The 20,018-nt window shown below is 74.5% G+C and carries 21 protein-coding genes; 16 read left to right on the forward strand and 5 right to left on the reverse strand.

The genetic code is table 11. The annotated features are described in order from the left end of the window. The first annotated feature begins 45 nt into the window (after positions 1-45). The 6 genes from ACF1BN_RS12540 to ACF1BN_RS12565 all read left to right on the forward strand — a co-directional run bounded on the left by ACF1BN_RS12540 (position 46) and on the right by ACF1BN_RS12565 (position 4,188). On the forward strand, positions 46-516 hold the full coding sequence (locus ACF1BN_RS12540; RefSeq protein ID WP_392331568.1) for a cupin domain-containing protein: 471 nt from the start codon (positions 46-48) through the stop codon (positions 514-516). Then, positions 513-1,781, forward strand: a complete 1,269-nt coding sequence (locus tag ACF1BN_RS12545) for a beta-ketoacyl-[acyl-carrier-protein] synthase family protein (RefSeq protein ID WP_392331569.1) — start codon at positions 513-515, stop codon at positions 1,779-1,781. The genes ACF1BN_RS12540 and ACF1BN_RS12545 overlap by 4 nt, the downstream gene beginning before the upstream one ends. After that, positions 1,778-3,025 carry a ketosynthase chain-length factor gene (locus tag ACF1BN_RS12550; RefSeq protein ID WP_392331570.1) on the forward strand — a complete coding sequence of 416 codons (1,248 nt, stop codon included), beginning with the start codon at positions 1,778-1,780 and terminating at the stop codon, positions 3,023-3,025. The genes ACF1BN_RS12545 and ACF1BN_RS12550 overlap by 4 nt, the downstream gene beginning before the upstream one ends. A 24-nt stretch (positions 3,026-3,049) precedes the next feature. After that, complete coding sequence (locus ACF1BN_RS12555) at positions 3,050-3,310, forward strand: acyl carrier protein (RefSeq protein WP_376602841.1); 261 nt, start codon at positions 3,050-3,052, stop codon at positions 3,308-3,310. A 1-nt stretch (position 3,311) separates the two neighbouring features. Then, positions 3,312-3,791: an SRPBCC family protein gene (locus ACF1BN_RS12560; RefSeq protein ID WP_392331571.1), complete on the forward strand. Its 480-nt coding sequence runs from the start codon at positions 3,312-3,314 to the stop codon at positions 3,789-3,791. Between the two features lie 64 nt (positions 3,792-3,855). Continuing rightward, the gene (locus ACF1BN_RS12565; protein WP_392331572.1) at positions 3,856-4,188 is read left to right on the forward strand and encodes a TcmI family type II polyketide cyclase; all 333 of its coding nucleotides are present in this window, start codon (positions 3,856-3,858) and stop codon (positions 4,186-4,188) included. A 91-nt stretch (positions 4,189-4,279) separates the two neighbouring features. On the opposite strand, the gene ACF1BN_RS12570 is transcribed toward ACF1BN_RS12565, so the two are convergent. Together ACF1BN_RS12570 and ACF1BN_RS12575 are read right to left on the reverse strand one after the other, a co-directional pair. Then, positions 4,280-5,329 carry a methyltransferase gene (locus ACF1BN_RS12570; protein WP_392331573.1) on the reverse strand — a complete coding sequence of 350 codons (1,050 nt, stop codon included), beginning with the start codon at positions 5,327-5,329 and terminating at the stop codon, positions 4,280-4,282. A gap of 97 nt (positions 5,330-5,426) precedes the next feature. Then, positions 5,427-6,491, reverse strand: coding sequence for a nitrous oxide reductase family maturation protein NosD (locus tag ACF1BN_RS12575; protein ID WP_392331574.1), 1,065 nt, complete (start codon positions 6,489-6,491; stop codon positions 5,427-5,429). Between the two features lie 185 nt (positions 6,492-6,676). Between ACF1BN_RS12575 and ACF1BN_RS12580 the strand changes: the two genes are divergently transcribed. Beyond that, positions 6,677-8,230 (forward strand): MFS transporter, encoded by a 1,554-nt coding sequence (locus ACF1BN_RS12580; protein WP_392331575.1) that lies wholly within the window; start codon positions 6,677-6,679, stop codon positions 8,228-8,230. Between the two features lie 46 nt (positions 8,231-8,276). Here the strand turns inward: ACF1BN_RS12580 and ACF1BN_RS12585 are convergent, their stop codons facing one another. Together ACF1BN_RS12585 and ACF1BN_RS12590 are read right to left on the reverse strand one after the other, a co-directional pair. Then, positions 8,277-8,600 (reverse strand): hypothetical protein, encoded by a 324-nt coding sequence (locus ACF1BN_RS12585; protein WP_392331907.1) that lies wholly within the window; start codon positions 8,598-8,600, stop codon positions 8,277-8,279. A 192-nt stretch (positions 8,601-8,792) separates the two neighbouring features. After that, a complete protein-coding gene (locus ACF1BN_RS12590; protein WP_392331576.1) occupies positions 8,793-9,401 on the reverse strand; it encodes a class I SAM-dependent methyltransferase in 609 nt (202 codons plus the stop codon). A gap of 150 nt (positions 9,402-9,551) precedes the next feature. On the opposite strand from ACF1BN_RS12590, the gene ACF1BN_RS12595 reads away from it, so the two are divergent. The 5 genes from ACF1BN_RS12595 (at position 9,552) to ACF1BN_RS12615 (ending at position 15,219) form a co-directional block, all read left to right on the forward strand. After that, positions 9,552-10,388 (forward strand): MHYT domain-containing protein, encoded by an 837-nt coding sequence (locus ACF1BN_RS12595; protein WP_392331577.1) that lies wholly within the window; start codon positions 9,552-9,554, stop codon positions 10,386-10,388. A gap of 184 nt (positions 10,389-10,572) precedes the next feature. Continuing rightward, complete coding sequence (locus tag ACF1BN_RS12600; RefSeq protein WP_392331578.1) at positions 10,573-13,743, forward strand: nitrate- and nitrite sensing domain-containing protein; 3,171 nt, start codon at positions 10,573-10,575, stop codon at positions 13,741-13,743. Then, the gene (locus ACF1BN_RS12605) at positions 13,740-14,174 is read left to right on the forward strand and encodes a roadblock/LC7 domain-containing protein (RefSeq protein ID WP_360317592.1); all 435 of its coding nucleotides are present in this window, start codon (positions 13,740-13,742) and stop codon (positions 14,172-14,174) included. The genes ACF1BN_RS12600 and ACF1BN_RS12605 overlap by 4 nt, the downstream gene beginning before the upstream one ends. A 12-nt stretch (positions 14,175-14,186) precedes the next feature. Next, positions 14,187-14,624 carry a DUF742 domain-containing protein gene (locus tag ACF1BN_RS12610; protein ID WP_392331579.1) on the forward strand — a complete coding sequence of 146 codons (438 nt, stop codon included), beginning with the start codon at positions 14,187-14,189 and terminating at the stop codon, positions 14,622-14,624. Next, positions 14,605-15,219 (forward strand): ATP/GTP-binding protein, encoded by a 615-nt coding sequence (locus ACF1BN_RS12615; RefSeq protein WP_392331580.1) that lies wholly within the window; start codon positions 14,605-14,607, stop codon positions 15,217-15,219. The genes ACF1BN_RS12610 and ACF1BN_RS12615 overlap by 20 nt, the downstream gene beginning before the upstream one ends. A gap of 58 nt (positions 15,220-15,277) precedes the next feature. On the opposite strand, the gene ACF1BN_RS12620 is transcribed toward ACF1BN_RS12615, so the two are convergent. Further along, a complete protein-coding gene (locus tag ACF1BN_RS12620) occupies positions 15,278-15,703 on the reverse strand; it encodes a PPOX class F420-dependent oxidoreductase (RefSeq protein ID WP_392331581.1) in 426 nt (141 codons plus the stop codon). Positions 15,704-15,874: 171 nt separating this feature from the next. Here ACF1BN_RS12620 and ACF1BN_RS12625 point away from each other — a divergent pair, with 171 nt between their 5' ends. From ACF1BN_RS12625 to ACF1BN_RS12640, 4 genes are all read left to right on the forward strand, one after another. After that, positions 15,875-16,279 carry a roadblock/LC7 domain-containing protein gene (locus tag ACF1BN_RS12625; RefSeq protein ID WP_392331582.1) on the forward strand — a complete coding sequence of 135 codons (405 nt, stop codon included), beginning with the start codon at positions 15,875-15,877 and terminating at the stop codon, positions 16,277-16,279. Positions 16,280-16,411: 132 nt separating this feature from the next. Further along, positions 16,412-17,695: a DUF6397 family protein gene (locus tag ACF1BN_RS12630; RefSeq protein ID WP_392331583.1), complete on the forward strand. Its 1,284-nt coding sequence runs from the start codon at positions 16,412-16,414 to the stop codon at positions 17,693-17,695. A 99-nt stretch (positions 17,696-17,794) separates the two neighbouring features. Beyond that, the gene (locus ACF1BN_RS12635) at positions 17,795-19,342 is read left to right on the forward strand and encodes an ATP-dependent DNA ligase (RefSeq protein ID WP_392331584.1); all 1,548 of its coding nucleotides are present in this window, start codon (positions 17,795-17,797) and stop codon (positions 19,340-19,342) included. 76 nt (positions 19,343-19,418) lie between these two features. Continuing rightward, positions 19,419-19,793: a hypothetical protein gene (locus tag ACF1BN_RS12640; RefSeq protein WP_392331908.1), complete on the forward strand. Its 375-nt coding sequence runs from the start codon at positions 19,419-19,421 to the stop codon at positions 19,791-19,793. The last annotated feature ends 225 nt before the right edge of the window (positions 19,794-20,018 follow it).

A 20,018-nucleotide genomic window follows, 5' to 3' on the forward strand; every position in this document is an offset into this window, starting at 1 on the left:
CGGCCGCTCCCTCGCACGGCACAGCCACACCTGGAGGTATCAACCATGCTCAAGCAGCATCCGCGCATCGTGAACCTGAGCGAGACCGAACCCAACCGCAGGCGGGGAGGCGACCTGCGGGCCATGCTCACGCCGGCCACGGTCGGGTCGACCAGCGGCTTCATGGGCCTGGCCATCGTGCAGCCGGGCGAGCGCATCGGCGAGCACTACCACCCGTACTCCGAGGAGTTCGTGTACGTGGTCTCCGGATCGCTGGAGGTGGACCTGGACGGCGAGACCCACGAGCTCCGGCCGGAGCAGGGTCTCCTCATCCCGATCGACGTGCGGCACCGCTTCCGCAACGTGGGCACCCAGGAGGCCCGGATGGTCTTCCACCTGGGCCCGCTCGCGCCCCGGCCGAGCCTCGGCCACGTGGACACCGAGGTCACCGAGGACGGCGCGCCGGCCCCGGTCGGACCCCACCTGATCGTCCACGACCCCGGGCGGACGGCCGAGCGAAGCGGGGCCATCGAGTGACCCGGCGCGTGGCCGTCACCGGTATCGGTGTGGTCGCTCCGGGCGGGACCGGGGCGAAGGCCTTCTGGGACCTCCTCACCGCCGGCCGCACCGCGACGAGGGGCATCACCCTCTTCGATCCCGCCGGGCTGCGCTCCCGCATCGCCGCCGAGTGCGACTTCGACCCCGAGGCCCACGGGCTGGGCCCGGAGCTGAGCCGCCACGCCGACCGGTACATCCAGTTCGCCGCCGTCGCCGCCGACGAGGCCGTCCAGGACTCCGGACTCGACACCGCCACGGAGGACCCCTGGCGCGTCGCCGTCTCCCTCGGCAGCGCCGTCGGCGGCACCACCCGGCTCGAACACGACTACGTCCGGGTCAGCGGGGGCGGGCAGCGGTGGGACGTGGACCACCGGGCCGCCGACCCCAAGCTGCACCTGGCGTTCTCCCCGAGCACGCTCGCCTCCCTCGTGGCCGAGCGGTTCGGCGCCCGCGGCCCGGTGCAGACGGTCTCCACCGGCTGCACCTCCGGCCTCGACGCCGTCGGCTACGCCTTCCACACCATCCAGGAGGGCCGGGCGGACGTCTGCATCGCCGGCGCGTCGGACTCGCCGATCTCCCCGATCACCATGGCCTGCTTCGACGCCATCAAGGCCACGTCGCCCGACAACGACGACCCGGAGCACGCCTCCAGGCCCTTCGACAACAACCGCAAGGGCTTCGTCATGGGCGAGGGCGCGGCCGTCCTCGTCCTGGAGGAGTACGAGCACGCCCGGGCCCGGGGCGCGCACGTCTACTGCGAGATCGGCGGCTACGCCACCTTCGGCAACGCCTACCACATGACCGGTCTCACCGGTGAGGGCGTGGAGATGTCCCGGGCGATCGACTCCACGCTCGACCAGGCCCGGATCGACCCCGTCCTCGTCGACTACGTCAACGCGCACGGATCCGGCACCCGGCAGAACGACCGGCACGAGACCGCGGCGGTCAAGCGGTCGCTGGGCGCGCACGCCTACGACACGCCCATGAGCTCCATCAAATCCATGGTGGGGCACTCGCTGGGTGCGATCGGCGCCATCGAGGTGGCGGCCTGCGTCCTGGCGCTCAAGCACCAGGTGGTGCCCCCGACGGCGAACTACGAGACCCCCGACCCCGAGTGCGACCTGGACTACGTACCGCGCACCGCCCGCTCCCGGAAGCTCAGGAACGTGCTCTCCGTGGGCAGCGGATTCGGCGGCTTCCAGTCCGCGGTCCTCCTCACGGGGCCGGCCGGGAGGACACGATGAGCACCGAGCGACCAGCGCGGGTGGCAGTCACCGGCATAGGGGTGATCGCCCCCGACGGACTGTGCGTCGACGAGTACTGGAAGTCCGTACGGGAAGGGCTCGGCGTCCTGGACCGCGTCACGCGGGAGGGGTGCGAGGACCTGCCGCTCAAGGTCGCGGGCGAGGTGCGCGGCTTCGAGGCGTCCGACCTGATCGAGGAGCGCTTCCTCGTCCAGACCGACCGGTTCAGCCACTACGCGATGGCCGCCGCCCAGCTCGCCCTCGACGACGCCGGCATCCCCCGCGACGCCCCGGAGGACCCGTTCTCCATCGGCGTCGTCACGGCGGCCGGCTCCGGAGGCGGCGAGTTCGGCCAGCGCGAGCTCCAGAAGCTGTGGGGCCAGGGATCCAAGTTCGTCGGCCCCTACCAGTCCATCGCCTGGTTCTACGCCGCGAGCACCGGCCAGATCTCCATCCGCAGCGGCTTCAAGGGGCCGTGCGGAGTGGTCGCGAGCGACGAGGCGGGCGGCCTGGACGGCATCGCCCATGCCGCCCGCGCCGTCCGGCGCGGGACCGGCGCGGTGCTCGTCGGCGCGGCGGAGGCCCCCCTCGCCCCGTACTCGGTGGTGTGCCAGCTCGGATACCCGGAGCTCAGCACCGTCGGGGAACCCGACCGCGCCTACCGCCCCTTCACCGAGGCGGCCTGCGGCTTCGTCCCCGCCGAGGGCGGCGCGATGCTCGTCGTGGAGGACGAGACGCGCGCCCGCGACCGGGGAGCGGCCGTCCGCGCCTTCGTGGCCGGCCACGGCGCCACGTTCACCGGCGCGTCGCGGTGGCGGGAGTCCCGGGAGGGACTCGCCCGCGCCATCCGCGTCGCCCTGGACGAGGCGGGGTGCGCCCCCGAGGAGATCGACGTCGTGTTCGCCGACGCCATGGGCGTGCCCGAGGCGGACCGCGCCGAGGCGCTGGCGATCGCCGACGCCCTCGGGGCGCACGCCGCCCGGGTGCCCGTCACGGCGCCCAAGACCGGCATCGGCCGCGCCTACTGCGGGGCCCCCGTCCTGGACACCGCCGCGGCGGTGCTCGCGATGGAGCACGGCGTGGTCCCCCCCACCCCCTACGTGTTCGACATCTGCCACGACCTCGATCTGGTGATGTCCCGCGCTCGCCCCGCCGAGCTGCGCACGGCCCTGGTCCTCAGCCGGGGACTCATGGGATCCAACGCGGCGCTGGTCGTGCGCCGCGGCGACGACTCCGCCCGGTAGGACCGGGCGGGAAGGAGAGCACAGATGATCACCACGGCACTGACCTTCGACGAACTCGCCGCGCTGATGAAGCAGGCGGCCGGGGTCACCGTCGACCCCCGGGACCTGGAGAAGGCCCCGGACGCGCCCTTCAGCACCCTCGGTGTCGACTCGCTCGGCCTGCTGGGCATCGTCGGCGAGCTGGAGAACCGGTACGGCGTGGCCCTGCCCACCGACGCCGAGCGCAGCAAGTCGCCGGCCGACTTCCTCGACCTGGTCAACGGCTCGCTCCAGAAGGGGGCCTGACGTGTCCGGCCGCACCGACAACAGCATCACCATCGAAGCGCCGCTCGACCTCGTCTGGGACATCACCAACGACATCGAGAACTGGCCCACCCTCTTCAGCGAGTACGCCTCCCTGGAGGTGCTCTCGCGCGAGGGCGACTCCACCACCTTCCGCCTGACCATGCACCCGGACGAGAACGGGAAGGTCTGGAGCTGGGTGTCGGAGCGCACCGTGGACCGCGCCGGACGGACCGTCCGCGCCCACCGCGTCGAGACCGGCCCGTTCGACCACATGAACATCCGGTGGGAGTACGAGGACACCCCGGCCGGCGTGCGGATGCGGTGGGTGCAGGACTTCGCCATGAAGCCCGACGCCCCGGTCGACGACGCCTGGATGACCGACAACATCAACCGCAACTCCCGCACCCAGATGGCCCTCATCCGGGACCGCATCGAGCAGGTCGCCCGTGACCGCCGGAGCGCCCCGGTCCTGCCCGGCTGACCGGACCGGGCCCGAGCGCTCCGCGCTCCGCCCCCGCACCCCGCACCTCCAGGAAGGACGCTCGATGCACCACGCCCTGATCGTCGCCCGCATGGCCCCGGACTCCGCTCCCGCCATCGCCGACGTGTTCGCCGCCTCCGACCGCGGTGAGCTCCCGCACCTGGTCGGCGTCACCCGCCGCCGCCTGTTCCAGTTCGGCGACGTGTACCTGCACCTCATCGAGTCGGAGAAGGACCCCGGGCCCGCCATCGCGCGACTGACCGGCCACCCGGAGTTCCGGGACGCCAGCGAGAAGCTGTCGGCCTACGTCAGCGCGTACGACCCGGAGACGTGGCGGAGCCCGAAGGACGCCATGGCGCAGTGCTTCTACCGCTGGGAGCGCGACGGGAGGTCCTGACCTCCGAGGCGCCCCACGACGGGAGAGACCCGAGGCCGCCCGCCCCGCACGATGCGGGGCGGGCGGCCTCGGGTCTCCGCGGTCCGTCCGGTCAGACGGGGACGGTGCACTCGAAGGCGTGGAGGTACGCGTTGACGGGGCGGATCTCGCCGATGACGAGGCCGGCGTCCGTCAGCCGGTCGACCATGCTCTGCCGGGTGTGCTTGGCGCCGCCGACGTTGAGGAGCAGCAGGAGGTCCATCGCCGTCGTGAACTTCATCGACGGCGTGTCGTCCACGAGGTTCTCGATCACGACGACCCGGGCCCCGGGACGCGCCGCGGCGCGGACGTTGGCGAGCGTCCTGCGGGTGCTGTCGTCGTCCCACTCCAGGATGTTCTTGATGACGTACACGTCGGCCCGGACCGGGATGTCCTCGCGGCAGTCGCCCGCGACGACACGGACCCGGGAGGCGAGCGCGCCGCCGTCCCGCAGGCGCGGATCGGCGTTCTCCACCACCCCGGGCAGGTCGAGGAGCGTGCCCTCCAGGGCGGGGTGACGCTCCAGGAGGCTCGCCAGGACGTGCCCCTGGCCGCCCCCGATGTCCGCGACGGAGGTGGCGCCGGCCAGGTCGAGGAGGTCGGCGACGTCCTGGGCGGACTGCCGGCTCGACGTGGTCATGGCGCGGTTGAACACGTACGCCGACTCCGGCGCCTGCTCGTTGAGGTAGGTGAAGAACTGCTCCTCGTACACGTCCTCGAAGACGTCACGGCCGGAGCGCACCGCCTCGTCGAGCTTCGGCCACACGTTCCAGGTCCACGGCTCCGTGCACCACAGGGCGATGTAGCGCAGGCTGTGCGGGTCGTCCTCGCGCAGCAGCCGGGACATCTCCGTGTGGGAGAACGTGCCGTCGGGGTTCTCCGTGAAGACGCCCTGGCAGGACAGCGCGCGCAGCAGCCGGCGCAGCGTCCGCGGCTCGGTGCGGGCCGCGGCGGCCAGGTCCTCCACGGTCGTGGGCGTATCGCCCAGGGCGTCCGCCACGCCGAGGCGGACGGCGGCGCGGACGGCGGCGGCACAGGCCGCCCCGAACACGAGCTCCCGCAGCCGCATGGGCGGCGGAGGGGCGGGATCGACGGTGGGGGGAACCGGATCGACAGTCGTCATCTGTCACCTTCTCGTCAGTGAGGCGCGAGGGGGGGAGGGGTGAGGCTGAAGGTTGGGGGAGGGGCACGGTGGGGAGGGACGCGCCGGGGCGGGGCCGTCAGCACATGCCGGCGGGCTCCGAGACCTCGCAGGTGTTGCCGCGGAACGTGTTGCCCTGCCCGGTGTCCCGATTGGCGAGGTCGGCCGAGCCGTTGCGGAGGACGACGTTGTCGCGGATCTCGTTGCGCTCGTTGAGGGCGCCCACGAAGCTCTTGAAGAGCACGATGCCGCCCGACAGCGGGGAGGCGCCGACGTTGTCCACGATCCTGTTCTCCGCGACCAGCGTCTCCTCCGCGCCGGTGAGGACGATGCCCGAGCCCTGGAGGAAGGGCAGGCGGGGCGTCTTCGGGCAGAGCTTGTTGTTGGCGTGGACGTGGTTCCGGCGCAGGGTCATCGCCCCGGCGCGCGGGGTGGACTCGTCGCCCACCACGAACACGGCGGCGCAGTTCCCGGTCGCCTCGTTGCGCTCGACGGTCAGGTTGCGCAGGCGCCGCACGGTGAGGCCGATGCGGTTCCCGGACACGAGGTTGTGGCTGATGACCGTCCCCTCGGCGTCGACGGCCCCCGACTCGGTGTCGGTGGTGTTGGAGACGAACAGTCCGGCGTCGGCGTTGTCCCGGGCGACGTTGTGCTTGAGGACGCTGCGTACGGAGCGCTCCAGGGCGATGCCCCAGTTGCCGTTCTCCTCGGCGGTGACGCGCTGGATCCTCAGCCGGTCGGTCCGCGACGCCCACAGGCCGTTCCTGGCGAAGCCGCGGAGCTGGAGGGAGCGCACGGTGACGCCCTCCACGGGACGGTCGGCGGTCCCGGTCACGCAGATGCCGTGGCCGGCTCCGGCGCAGGTCTCGTCGGCGGCGGCCTTGTTGGGCATGAGGACGGTGGGGAGGACGTTCGAGCCGCGCAGGGTCAGGTTCGAGGTGGTGATGCGGACGCTCTCGCGGTAGGTGCCGGGGGAGAGCACGACCGTGTCCCCGGGCTTCGCGGCGTCCACCGCTTTCTGGATCGATTCGCCGGGCTCGACCCGGTGCACCGTGCGATGGTCGGCCGCCGGGGCGGCGGCTCCCATGCCCGAGACCACCAGGGTCACGGTGCATGCCAGGTAGGCGATCTGCCGTTTCGTCATACGGCGAAGCTATGAGCGGGTCATCGGGCCCGCCACCGCTGCTCGTCCAGGCGGACCTAGGCATACGCCCCTGCGATCCACGCGCTCGGCGTGGCGCGCGGCCGCCGGGGGAGAACGTGCCTCCGGCGTGGATCATGGCCGCGCCGGGGGACGTCACCCCGGCACGGCGGGCGAGAGGGGTTCGGATGCGTCGCTGGTGGCCTCTGACGGCGATCTGCCTCGGCACCTTCATGCTGCTGCTCGACGTCACGATCGTGATCGTCGCGCTGCCCGCCATGGCGGCGGACCTGCGCACCGACCTCTCCGACGTCGAGTGGGTCGTCGACGTCTACGCGCTGGCCCTCGCGTCCCTGCTGCTCGCCGTCGGGTCCCGCGCCGACCGGATCGGCCGCAGAAGGGTGTATCTCACCGGGCTGGCCGTCTTCACCGCGGCGTCCGCGGTCTGCGGTCTCGCCCCGGACGCGGGGGTGCTGATCGGCGCCAGGGCGGTGCAGGGCGTGGGCGCCGCCGGCATGTTCGGTACGACGATCGCCCTGCTGGGCTCGCACTACACCGGCCGGGACCGCGGGATCGCCTTCGCCGTGTGGGGGGCGACCAACTCGGTCGCGGCGGCCGCCGGGCCGATGGTCGGCGGGCTGCTCACCCAGTACCTGGACTGGCGGTGGATCTTCTTCGTCAACCTTCCGCTCTGCCTGATCGCCGCCGTGACGACCTGGCGGTTCGTGGGCGAGGCCAAGGGCCGGCCGCGGGCGGGACAGCGGGCGGACGTCCTCGGCGTGGTCACGTTCACGGTGGCGAGCGGCGCCCTCACCTTCGGACTGATCCGAGCCCACTCCGACGGTTGGGCGGCTCCGGCCACTCTCGGTCTGTTCGCGGCGGCGGGCGTCGCCCTCGTCCTCTTCGTCCTGGTCGAGAGGGGCCACGAGGAGCCCGTTCTCGACCTGACGCTGTTCCGCAGCCCCTCGTTCACCGGCATCATGACCGGCGCCCTGCTCCTCCAGGGCGCCGCCTTCGCCCATCTGCTGTACGAGTCGCTCTGGATGCAGTCCGTCCTGGGGTACGAGCCGGTCGAGGCGGGCCTCTTCCTCCTGCCGATGTGCGCCTCCGCGTTCGCCGCGTCGGCGCTCGCGGGCCGCTTCGGCCCCTGGCCGCCCCGCGTGTCCATCGGAGGCGGGCTCGCGCTCATCGCCCTGGGCGCCGGCATGCAGGCCGGTCTCGACGCGGGGTCCACCGGCGCGAGTCTCGTGGCGGGACTCCTCGTCTCCGGGGTCGGGGTGGGGCTGGTGACGCCGAGTCTCGCGGCGGCGGCCCTGGCGACGGTGCCCCCGGAGCGGGGCGGCATGGTGGGCGGCGCGGTCAACACCTTCCGCCAGCTGGGCTTCGCCCTGGGGATCGCGGTGTTCGGCCTGATCTTCCAGTCGCGGGTCGAACGCGTGCTCACGGCCGACGGAGGGATCCCGGACCCGCACGGGACGGCCGCCGCGCTGAGCGGCGGACAGGCCGGGGCGATCGTCGCCGGCCTGCCGGAGGGTGACCGCGCGGGCATGACGGAGCTGGTCCGCGAGGCGTTCGCGTCCGGCCTGAACGCCGTGCTGCTCGTGGCGGCGGCGCTGGGGGCCACGGCCGCGCTGCTCGTGGTGGCGACGGTACGCGTCCCCGCGGGCGGCTTCGAGCGGGGGCGGCCCGGTGCGGGCCCCGGCCCTCGCGACGGGGAGCCGCGGGCGGACGCCGCCCTCTGACGCGCGGGCCGGCCCGCGGCGCGCCTCCGCTGTCCTTCGACGTGCCTCAGCCGTCCCCGGGAACGCCCTGGCGGTCCTTCACCCCGAGCAGCGAGCGGGCCACGGTCTCGGGGCTCTGGTTCCGCTCCCGGGCGAGGGTGAGGAGGGCACGGCAGGCCAGTTCGTTGACGCCGAAGGCGAGCTGGCCGGGGGATACCCAGCCGGCCGCCTCGTCGATGCGGTCCTGGTCGTCCTCGGCACAGGCGGCGACGTACACCGCGGCCGCCTCGAAGAGGTTGTGGCCCTGTCGTCCGGCGCGGGCCGGCGGGGCGGCTCCGTCCCCGGAAGCGCGTCGGGCGGAGGGGAGGAGCTTGCGCAAGCGTTCCGCTATCCGTGCCACGACCGGCCGCCTTTCCCCGGACACGGCTGCCCGGCCCTTCCACGGTAGACAGTGAAGTGCCGTGGCAGAAGGGGGCGTTGGGTGCCGTGCCCGCCAGGTGGCGGGAACACGCGCCGACGGGGCGGCCGGCGCGTCCCGCGAGGCGGGCGCCCTCTCCCGCCGCGCGCTCGGCGGACGCCCGCCTCAGTCCTCCCGTACGGCCAGCGCGAGGAAGCGGGCGTCCTCGTCCACGTACGACACGAGCCGCCAGCCTGCCTCGGCGAGGACGGCGCGCAGCCGGGGCTCGGCGCGCAGGTCGTCCGGGGTGATCCGCCTTCCGTGCCGGGCGGCGAGCGCGGCACGGCCGATCGGGTGGAAGAGCGCGAGACGGCCGCCGGGCCTCACCACCCGGGCGAGTTCGCGCAGATCGGTGACCGGATCGGCCAGGTGGGAGACGAGACCGGCGCCGAAGACCGCGTCCAGGCCGCCGTCCCGGAGCGGCAGCCTGCCGACGTCGGTGAGGAGCAGGGCCCCGCCGACCGGCGGGCCGCTCCGTCCCGCCCGTACCGCCTCCGCGAGCATCTCCGGAGTGAGGTCGGCGCCGATCACGGTCCCCGACGGCCCGACGGCGGTACGCAGCGGGGGCAGGGCCCTGCCCGTGCCGCAGCCCGCGTCGAGCACCGCGTCGCCGGGGCGGAGTCCCAGCTCGGCGACGGCCGCGGCGTAGGCCGGGCCGTCGTCGGGGAACCGGCCGTCCCAGCCGGCCGCGCGGGTGGCGAAGAACGCTCGGACGTCTGTGGGGTCATCGCTCATCCGCCCATGATCGCCCACCCCCGGGTGTGAACGTTCTGGTGCACGTTCGAACGTCGTCCGATCGATCCGGTACTTCTCTGCGTCATATTCCAACAGCTTTCGAAATGCGCCCCCGGTGCGCCCCTGCGTGCGCACTACCGTCCCCGAGTCATGGGACACCTGGACCACGCCACCTTCGGCTGGCTGACACCTGTGCTGTCGTACGCGATGGCCTGTATAGGCGCTGCCCTCGGGCTGCGCTGCACCGTCCGCGCGCTCGACGCGACCGGCCGCTCACGGCGGAACTGGCTGCTCACCGCCGCCTCCGCGATCGGCACCGGCATCTGGACCATGCACTTCGTGGCGATGCTCGGCTTCGGCGTCACCGGCACCGACATCCACTACGACGTGCCGCTCACCCTCCTCAGCCTCGTCATCGCGATGGGCGTCGTGGGCGTCGGCGTCTTCGCCGTCGGCTACGGACGTGACCGTATGCGATCACTTCTGATCGGAGGACTCACGACCGGGGTCGGCGTGGCGAGCATGCACTACATGGGCATGGCCGCCCTCCGCCTCCACGGCACCGTCCGATTCGACCCGCTGCTCGTCGCCCTCTCGGTGCTCATCGCCGTGGTCGCCGCCACCGCGGCCCTGTGGGCGGCCCTCCACATCCACGCGCCGATCGCGGTCGCGCTCGCCTCCCTCGTCATGGGAGCGGCCGTCAGCAGCATGCACTACACGGGCATGCTCGCCGTCGGGGTGGACGTCGCCCCCTCGTCCGCGGACCTGCCCGGCGCCACCGTCATGCAGTTCATCTTCCCGCTCGCCGTCGGCCTCGGCTCCTACCTCTTCATCACCTCCGCCTTCGTGGCCCTCTCCCCGACGGCCAGGGAACGCGCCGCCTACGCGTCGGCCGAAAGCCTCACCGAACCGGACGAGCGCGCCGTCGACGTGGCCCCGCCCGGCTTCCGCGCCGCCCGGAACGCCGTCCGTACGACGGCCCCCTGACGGCCGCCCCCGACGCGTCCCCCGCCCTCCCGCGCCCCTGCCTCGTCCTCCCGCCCCCCATCCCTCAGTCCCGTGTCCCTTCGTCGCCCGTCCTTTCGTCCCCCGTCCCTTCGTCGCCCGTCCCGTCCCTCCCCTCTCCCCCCTTCCAGCCCCGATCTGCCCCCTCAGCCGGAACGAGGAGCCCATGCGAACTCCCCGCAAGAACCAGGACGCCGCGGCGCCCGCGCCGCCGGCGACCGCACGCGGGCGGCGCGCGCACGCCGGGCCGCCCGCCGACGAGCCGGAGCCGAGTACCGCCGACCCCGGACCGAGTACCGCCGGCCCCGGACCGGGCACGCCACCCGGCGCGGGCACCCCGGCGGACGGCAGGGGCGGCGGCGGGGCCGAGGGCGACGGCGGCCGGGCCGGGGAGGGCGGTGCCGTGGGCGGTCCGGCGACCGCTCCCGCGCGAGCCCCGGGACGAGGGCTGAGGCCCCGCACCGTTCGCGCCAAGATCGTCTCGCTTCTCATGGTCCCGGTCGTCTCCCTCCTCGCCCTCTGGGGCTTCGCCACCGTCACCACCGCCCAGGACATGGCGCGGATCCGCCAGCTCCAGCGCGTCGACGCCGACATCCGGCAGCCGGTCTCCGCAGCCGTCGCCGCCCTCCAGGAGGAACGCCGGGCCGTCCTGCGGCAGATCGCCGCCCCGGGCGCCGCGCGCGCCGCCGAGCTGAGGGACCGGACCCGCCGCACCGACGAGGCCGTCGCCCGGCTCCGCCTCGGCGACGGCCACACCGTCGCCGACTCCGGCGACCTGCCCGCGGACATCTCCGGGCGCGTCGGCGCCTTCGTCCGAGAGACCCAGGGCCTGACCCGGTTCCGCGCGGCCGCCGCCGAGGGCGAGGGCGACTGGGACCGGGTGTACGCCGCGTACACCACGGCCGTCTCGGCGGGCTTCGCCGTCGGCGGAGCGCTCAGCGGCGTCCAGGACACCGGACAGGGCTCCCACGCGCGCGTGCTCCTCGAACTCGCCCGCGCCGACGAGATGCTCGCCAGAGAGGACGTCCTGCTCGGCTCCGCCCACCTCACCGGCCGGCTGACCGCCGCCCACCAACGCGCCTTCACCGGCGCCGCCGAGACCCGCCGCACCCTTCTCTCCGCGGCCACCGCGGACCTGCCCCCCGCCGGCCGCGCCGCCTGGACCCGCCTCACCGGCGACCCCGACCACGCACGGCTCACCGCCGCCGAGGACCGCGTCGCCGACGCCGCGGACGGCCGCCCCGCCGCCCAGGCCGCGCCCTCCGCCGACTGGGACCCCGCCCTCGCCGCCGTACGCACCGGGCTGGCCGTCGTCGAGAGCGAGGCGCGCGCCGCCGCCACCGACGACACCGGCGCCTTCGCGGGCGGGATCCTCACCGCCGCCGGAGCCGCCGTCGTCCTCGGCCTCGCCGCCGTCGCGGCCTCTCTCGTGATCTCGGTACGGATCGGCCGCGGGCTCGTCATCGAACTCGTCAGCCTCCGCAACACCGCCCTCGGCATCGCCCGCCGCAAACTCCCCGCCGCCATGGGCCGGCTGCGCGCCGGGGAGGAGATCGACGTCCGGGCCGAGGCCCCGCCGGGACCCCCGCCCCAGGACGAGATCGGAGAGGTCGGGGAGGCCCTCACCACCGTCCACCGGGCCGCCCTGTCCGCGGCCGTCGAGCGGGCCGAGCTGGCCGGCGGCATCTCCGGGGTCTTCGTCAACCTCGCCCGCCGCAGCCAGGTCCTTGTCCACCGCCAGCTCAACCTCCTGGACAGCATGGAGCGGCGCGCCGACGACCCCGCCGAACTCGGTGACCTGTTCCGCCTGGACCACCTCACCACCCGGATGCGCCGTCACGCCGAGAGCCTGATCATCCTCTCCGGCGCCGCCCCGGGCCGAGCCTGGCGCATGCCGGTCCCCCTCACCGACGTCGTCCGCGCCGCCGTCTCCGAGATCGAGGACTACGCGCGCGTGGAGGTACGCCGGCTCCCCGAGACGGCCGTGGCGGGCGGCGCCGTCGCCGACCTCACCCACCTCCTCGCCGAGCTCATCGAGAACGCGGCCCAGTTCTCCCCGCCGCACACCAAGGTCCGGGTCAGCGGCGAACCCGTCGGCAACGGCTACGCCCTGGAGATCGAGGACCGCGGGCTCGGCATGGGCAGGGACAGCCTCGCCGAGGCCAACGCCCGCATCGAGCAGTCGGAGGCCCTCGACCTCTTCGACAGCGACCGGCTCGGCCTCTTCGTCGTCAGCCGCCTCTCCTCCCGGCAGGCGATCAAGGTGCACCTGCGGCCCTCCCCGTACGGCGGCACCACCGCCGTCGTCCTGCTGCCCACCGACCTCCTCCAGACCGACCTCCCGTCCGGCCCCGCCACCACCGACCGCGCTGCCGAGGAGACCGCCGCCACCCCGGTCACCGCCGGGCCGGGCGAGGAGCGGGCCGCCCGCGAGCGCACGGAGGCGCACCGCGCCGAGGCCCGCCGCTTCACCGCCCCTCCGGCAGCCCCCCGCGCCCCCGCGCCCTCCGGAGGCGCGCCGAAGACCCTCACCGGCGCACCGAGCGCCCTCGCAGGCGCCCCGGGGGCGGCGAGCCCCTCCGCCACGCCTCCGCTCCCGCCCCCGCCCCCGAAGCCCGACCGGCCGCCGGCCCGGCCGCGCCCCACGGCCGTCCCGGCGCTCGCCCCGAGCCCCGAACCCGCCTCCGTACCGGCCGGCGTGACCACCCTGCGCCCACGCGTCCAGGCCGTACCACCGCAGCAGGGCCGGCCGTCGCCGGACGGGCGCGACCGGGAGACCGGGGACGCGGACGGCGAGTCCGGCCTGCCCCGCCGCGTCCGGCAGGCGAGCCTCGTGCCACAGCTGCGGGAGGTGCCCGCGCAGGTCCCCGCGCCCGCCCCCGCGGCCCCCGGCGCGCCGGAGCGGACGCCCGAGGAGGTACGCGACCGGATGGCCGCCTACCGCGACGGCTGGCGACGAGGCGGCGGCCCCGCCCCGGGCGCCCGACGCCCGCTCGGCGGCGGCGCTCCCGAGGCGCCCGCGACGCCGGCGGGGACGGCGCACGACGGGACGGCGCACGACGGGACGGCGCACGACGGGACGGTGCCGGGCGGGACCGCACAGGGGTCGGGCGGGACAGCGCCGGGCGGGACCGCACCGGGCCGGGCCACCCGTCCGTACGTCGACGCCGGTCCCGCACCCACCTCTCGCGACGGCGCCCACGGTGCCCATGGCACCCCGGCAGAGGCCCCGTACGACCCGCGGAGCGACGCACGCGCGCGTACCGACCTCGGCCCCTACTTCGGCGCACGCGCCAACCCGCCCCAGGACCCCCGAACCGAAGGAGACGACGCATGATCGACCACGAGAGGATCTCCCACCACCGCTCCGGCGAACTCGACTGGCTCCTCGACGAACTGGTGACCCGGGTCCGCGAGGTCCGGCACACGGTGGTGCTCTCCGGCGACGGCCTCCCGGTCGGCGCCTCCAGCGGACTCAGCCGCGAGGACGCCGAGCACCTCGCCGCCATCGCCTCCGGCTTCCACAGCCTCGCCAAGGGCGCCGGACGCCAGTTCCACACCGGCGGCGTCCGCCAGACCATGGTCGAGATGGACGACGGCTTCCTCTTCGTCGCCGCCGCGGGCGACGGTTCCTGCCTGGCCGTCCTCAGCTCCGTCAGCGCCGACATCGGCCTCATCGCCTACGAGATGGCACGGCTCGTCAAACGCGTCGGCGAGCACCTGCACACCCCGCCGCGGCTCACGGTGACCCCACCGGCCGCCGGCTGACCGGAGACTCCCATGACCATGGACAGCACCGGCGACACCGAGGCCGACACCCCCGGCGGCCCGCCGGGGCCGGGCAGCCAGTGGTACGACGCCGACGCCGGACCGCTCGTCCGGCCGTACGCGATGACCGGCGGGCGCACCAAACCCGGTCCCAGCAACGTACGGTTCGACCTCATCGCCCTCGTCGTCGTCGACGACGATCCGCCGGGCCCCGCAGAGGAGGCCGTCCTCGGGCCCGAACACCGCGCCCTGCTCGCCCTCTGCCGGGCCGAGACCCAGTCCGTGGCCGAACTCGCCGCAGACGCCGACCTGCCCGTGGGCGTCGTCAGGGTCCTCCTCGGCGACCTCCTCGAATCGGGCTTCGTACGCGTCAGCCGGCCCGTGCCGCCCGCCCAGCTCCCCGACGAACGCATCCTGAGAGAAGTGATCGATGGCCTACGAGCGCTCTGACAGCACCGGCGCGGACGGCGGCGACGACACCGCTCTCGCCCTGAAGATCCTCGTCGCCGGCGGCTTCGGGGTAGGGAAGACCACTCTGGTCGGCGCCGTCAGCGAGATCCGCCCCCTGCGCACCGAGGAACGGCTCAGCAGGGCGGGCGAACTCGTCGACGACACCGGGGGAGTGGACCGGAAGACGACCACCACCGTGGCCATGGACTTCGGCCGGATCACGATCCGCGCGGGACTCTCCCTGTACCTCTTCGGCACCCCCGGGCAGGATCGCTTCTGGTTCCTGTGGGACGAGCTCTCCCAGGGCGCCCTGGGCGCCGTCGTCCTCGCCGACACCCGCCGGCTGGAGGACTGCTTCCCCGCGGTCGACTACTTCGAGCACCGGAAGATCCCGTTCGTGGTCGCCGTCAACTGCTTCGAGGGCGCACGCTCCTACGGGGCGCAGGACGTGTCCCGCGCCCTCGACCTGGACCAGGGCACGCCCGTGGTCCTCTGCGACGCGCGCGACCGGGACTCCGGCAAGGAGGTCCTCATCCGGGTCGTCGAGTACGCCGGGCGCATGCACACGGCCCGGCTCCTCGACACGGTCGGCTGAACCCGCGGGTGCGCGGCCGGCCGTCGGCCTCTCGGCCCGAAGCGGCCCGCCGGAGGCGTCAGTCGGAGACTCCGCCCGCCGAGGCCACCTTCTCGATCCTCACGCGGACGACGAGCTCGCCCGGCACCCCGTTGCGGGCGCCGAACTCCGCCGCGCGGTGCTCACCCATGTAGCGACCGCCGATGACGGTCGCCCAGTGGATCAGCTCCAGGGGGTCCTCGCTCAGCTCGGCCCGGCCGCTCAGGGTGACGTACGAGAACGGCGGTGCGTCGTCGTCCACGCAGAGCGACACCCGGCCGTCCCGGGCGAGGTTGCGGCCCTTCACCGTCTCCTTCCCGGTGTTGAACACGAAGGAGTCGCCGTCGAGCACGAACCACACCGGCACGACGTGCGGACTGCCGTCCGCCCGGACGGTCGCGAGCTTGCCGGTACGGGTTCCCCGGGACACGAAGTCCCGCCACTGGTCCTCGGTCATTCTCGTCATGACCCCATCGTGCGGCACGGGTCGCCGGACGGCGGCGCACCCGGGCCGACCGGGGTGCTTGCCCTGTCCACGACAGTGCGTAAGGCTTGCCGCGACACGCGGTCCGTACCGGCGCACGCGGGCACGGGGCCCGGCCGGCGCGACCGCACCGACGAGGGGGAGGACCATCGCATGGCGCTGGACAAGGGGCTCGACTGGCTCCTGGACGATCTGACCCGCAGGGTGGGGCCGATACGCCACGCCCTGGTGCTGTCGAACGACGGTCTGGTGACCGGCGCGAGCAGCGAACTCGCGCGGGAGGACGCGGAGCACCTGGCCGCGGTCTCCTCCGGACTGCACAGCCTGGCGCGCGGCTCCGGCCGGCACTTCAGGGCCGGCCGCGCCCGGCAGACGATGGTCGAGTTCGACGAGGCCCTGTTGTTCGTCACCGCGGCCGGTGACGGCAGTTGCCTCTGTGTGCTGAGCGACGCGGAGGCCGACGTCGGCCAGGTCGCGTACGAGATGACGCTCCTGGTCAACCGGGTCGGGGAGCACCTGGGCGTCTCCGCGCGACAGGTCGGCGAGCCCACGCTCTGACGGTTGTCCACAGGCCGTTGTCCACAGGCGGTGCGAGCGTCGTCACTCTGCGTTACCTTCGTGGTGTCGGGTTCATCGGAGCCCGGACCGGTCGGCAGGCCGGGCGAACCAGTGGGGGAGGCGGCGGACGCCATGACGGTGGATCAGACGGCTTGGGGCCGGACGACGGGGGCCCGGACGACGGGGGACGGGACGACGGCGGGCGGTACGACGGCGGACCGGACGGCGTCGGACGGGCGGCCGGTGCGGGAGGCGGAGCGGACGGTGACGCCGGCCCGGGCCGCGCAGGAGCTGGAACTGCGGCGCGAAGAGTTCCGGCTCGCCGTGCGGATGGGGCTGATCAGGACCGTCCCGCTCCACCCGCCGCACCCGGCCCCTGATCCGGGCGCACCACCGGCCCGGGACCGGGGCAGCGGCAGGGACCGGGCGCCCGAGCGGCGCCCGGTCGAGCGCGCGGAGCTCGACCGGCTCAAGGCGGCGCCCGACTTCCCCGACGGCCTCCGTGAGCGGGTCAGGACCATCGGGGCGGGGGAGGCCGCCGGACTCCTCTCCATCACCCACGAGCGGTTCACCCGGCTGGCCCGCACGGGCCACCTGAGCCCGGTCCGCTTCTACCTCAACCGCTACCGTTCGGTCATCTGGCTGTACGTGGCGGCCGAGGTCACCGCCCTCGGTGCCGCGTACCCCGCCCTGCTCACCGGCCGGCTGCCGGTGGAGGTGCGTGAGCGGGCCGCGGCCGACGACCTGCGGGCCAGGAACTGGCGCACCCGCAACCTCGGACTGCTGCTGCGGGCCACCGACGACCCATGGGTCCGGGCGGCGGCGATCGCCTCGCTGCTCGACCCGGTGCAGCTCGCGGAGGTCGTCGACGACCCCTATGAGCGCAACCACCTCGACCTGCTCCGCCCGGCCCCGCCGCCGGGCTTCCCGGTCACGGGCGCCTCCCGGGACATCGCCGACCGGCTCGTCCGCGCCGACGACCCGGACGAGATCCTTTGGCACCGGATGAGCCTCGCCCTGGCGTTGGACGAGGCCCGCGCCGTCTGCCAGGCGCCGCACCCCGGGGACCGGCCACGGCCGACGGCGGAGTCGCCGATCCCTGTGGAGCCGGTGCCGGAGCCCCTGATCCCCGTCGAGCCGATCCCCGGCGAGCCGGTGGGTGCCGAGCCCGTGGGTGTGGGGCCTGTGGGTGTGGAGCCGATGGCCGCGGCGGGTCCGGGGAGGGCGGGGTCTTCGGCGTCCCGGCCACTGACCCGTCCATCGTCCCGGCCACCGGCCCGGCCGCGCGCCGGGTCGCGACGCCCACCCGGCCGGGCGCCGCGACCCGGGCGCCCCGGACTGCTGGCGCGGATCCGGCGCTCCCTCCCGGGGCGGACGGCCGGGTCCGGCTGGGGCGAGCGGCGGGACTGGGGGTAGAGCCTGCCCGCTGCCCGCTGCCCGCCGCCCGAGACTGCGTCTGCGTCTGAGTCCGCGCCTGCGGGTGCGGCGGCGGGGAGGCCCGGTGACGATGGGGGCATGTTGCTCGCCCGAGTCGCGGAGGTCTCCCGGCAGGTCGCCGCCGCCTCGGCGAGGTCGCGGAAGACCGCCCTGCTCGCCGAGCTCTTCGCCGAGGCCACGCCCGAGGAGAGTCACCTGGTCATCGCCTATCTCTCGGGCCGATTGCCGCAGGGCCGCATCGGGGTCGGCTGGAGCACGCTGAAGGAGGTCGTGCCGCCGGCGGTGCCCCCGGCGGCCGCGCCGACGCTGACCCTGGCCGAGGTGGACGTGGCGATGGACGCGCTGGCGGCCGTGGCCGGGCCGGGATCCCAGGCGGAACGGGCACGGCGGGTCAGGGAGTTGTGTGCGGCGGCCACCGTCGAGGAGCAGGAGCTGCTGGTGCGCCTGCTCTCCGGAGAGGTGCGGCAGGGGGCGCTCGACGCCGTCGCGCTGGAGGGCGTCGCCAAGGCGGCGGAGGTGCCGGCCGCCGAACTGCGGCGGGCCGTGATGCTGGAGGGCTCGCTCCCGCCGGTGGCGCAGGCGGTCCTCGCGGACGGACGGGCCGCCCTGGACCGGTTCACCCTGCGGGTCGGCCGGCCCGTGCAGCCGATGCTCGCGCACACGGCCGGTTCGGTCGTCGAGGCGGTGGAGGCGTTGGGGCCGTGCGCGGTCGAGGAGAAGCTGGACGGCATCCGGATCCAGGTGCACCGCGACGGGACGGAGGTACGGGTCCACACGCGCTCGCTCGACGACATCACCGCCCGCCTCCCGGAGGTGGTGGCCGTCGCCCGTGAGGTGCCGTCGGAGTCGTTCATCCTCGACGGCGAGCTGATCGCCCTCGACCCCGGCACCGGCCGCCCGGCCGCCTTCCAGTCCATCGCCGGGCGCGTCGGCTCCCGCACCGATGTCACCGGCGCCAGCGCCGCGCTCCCGCTGACCCCGGTCTTCTTCGACGTCCTCGCCGCCGACGGCGAGCCCCTCGTCGACCGTCCCGGCCGCGCCCGGAACGCGGTCCTCGCACGCCTGCTGCCCGAGGAGCGCCGGGTCCGCCGCTTCGAGGTCACCGCCCCCGCCGACCCGGCGCAGCGGGAGGCGGCCGAGCGGTTTTTCGCCGACACCCTGGCCCGGGGCCACGAAGGCGTCCTCCTCAAGGCGCTGGACGCGCCCTACGTCGCGGGCCGGCGGGGCCGCACCTGGCTCAAGGTGAAGCCCGTGCACACGGTCGACCTCGTCGTCCTCGCCGCCGAACGGGGCCACGGGCGTCGCACCGGCTACCTCTCCAACCTCCACCTCGGCGCCCGCACCGGTGACGGCGGCTTCGTCATGCTAGGGAAGACCTTCAAGGGGCTCACCGACCGCATGCTCGACTGGCAGACCGCCCGCCTGACGGAACTGGCCGTCGAGGACGACGGCTTCACCGTGACGGTCCGCCCCGAACTGGTCGTGGAGATCGCCTACGACGGTCTCCAGCGTTCCACCCGATACCCGGCCGGCATCACCCTCCGCTTCGCCCGGGTCCTCCGCCACCGCCCGGACAAGTCCGCGGCCGAGGCCGACACCGTCGACTCGCTCCTCGCCGCGGACTGACGGCGGCGCGACGGGAGCCGTCGACGTGACGGGAGGCGAGGGGGATGCTGGAGGGGTGGCAGCCTGCCGCGAGGAGATGAGCGACGTGTACGACTTGCACATCGACACCGACGTCACCGTCCAGCTGAGCGAATGCCGCCAGGAGGACGCGCGGGCCGTGTTCGAGGTACTCGACCACTACTACCGGCTGGAGGACCTGGAGCCCCCGAGCCCTTCGGGCGCGGGGCCGGTCGCCACCGTGTGGATGGCGACCTTCGACACCTCCGGAGGACAGCGTGAGGAAGTGCGGCCCCCTCGGCTCGACGGCAGGGTCGGCGCCCTGCTGACCGGCGGATACCAAGCCGTGTCCGAGGTCGAGAGGGTGCTCGCCGCCGGATTCGCCGTCGAGTCCCGCCAGACGGTCTCGGGCGACCAGGAGACCGAGGCACGACTGCTCCTCGCCTCCCGCTGACCACGGCGTGCCGGCCCAAGCCGGCACGGGCGTGACAGGACACCCCGGGCGGAGCGGACGGGCGCCGCCCGGGGGCGCGTCGTGCCCGGGGGACGGAGAGGCATGGCGAGGGGGGCTTTCGGCGTGCCCGCCCGGAAGGGGAGACCCCCCTTCCGGCCTCGGTATACACCGTGTGTAGAGTTCACGGCGGCCATCCGGCGCACCTGCCCTGACCAGGCGGTGCGC

This window comes from Streptomyces sp. NPDC014861 (assembly GCF_043081625.1).
Taxonomy (GTDB): Bacteria; Actinomycetota; Actinomycetes; order Streptomycetales; family Streptomycetaceae; genus Streptomyces.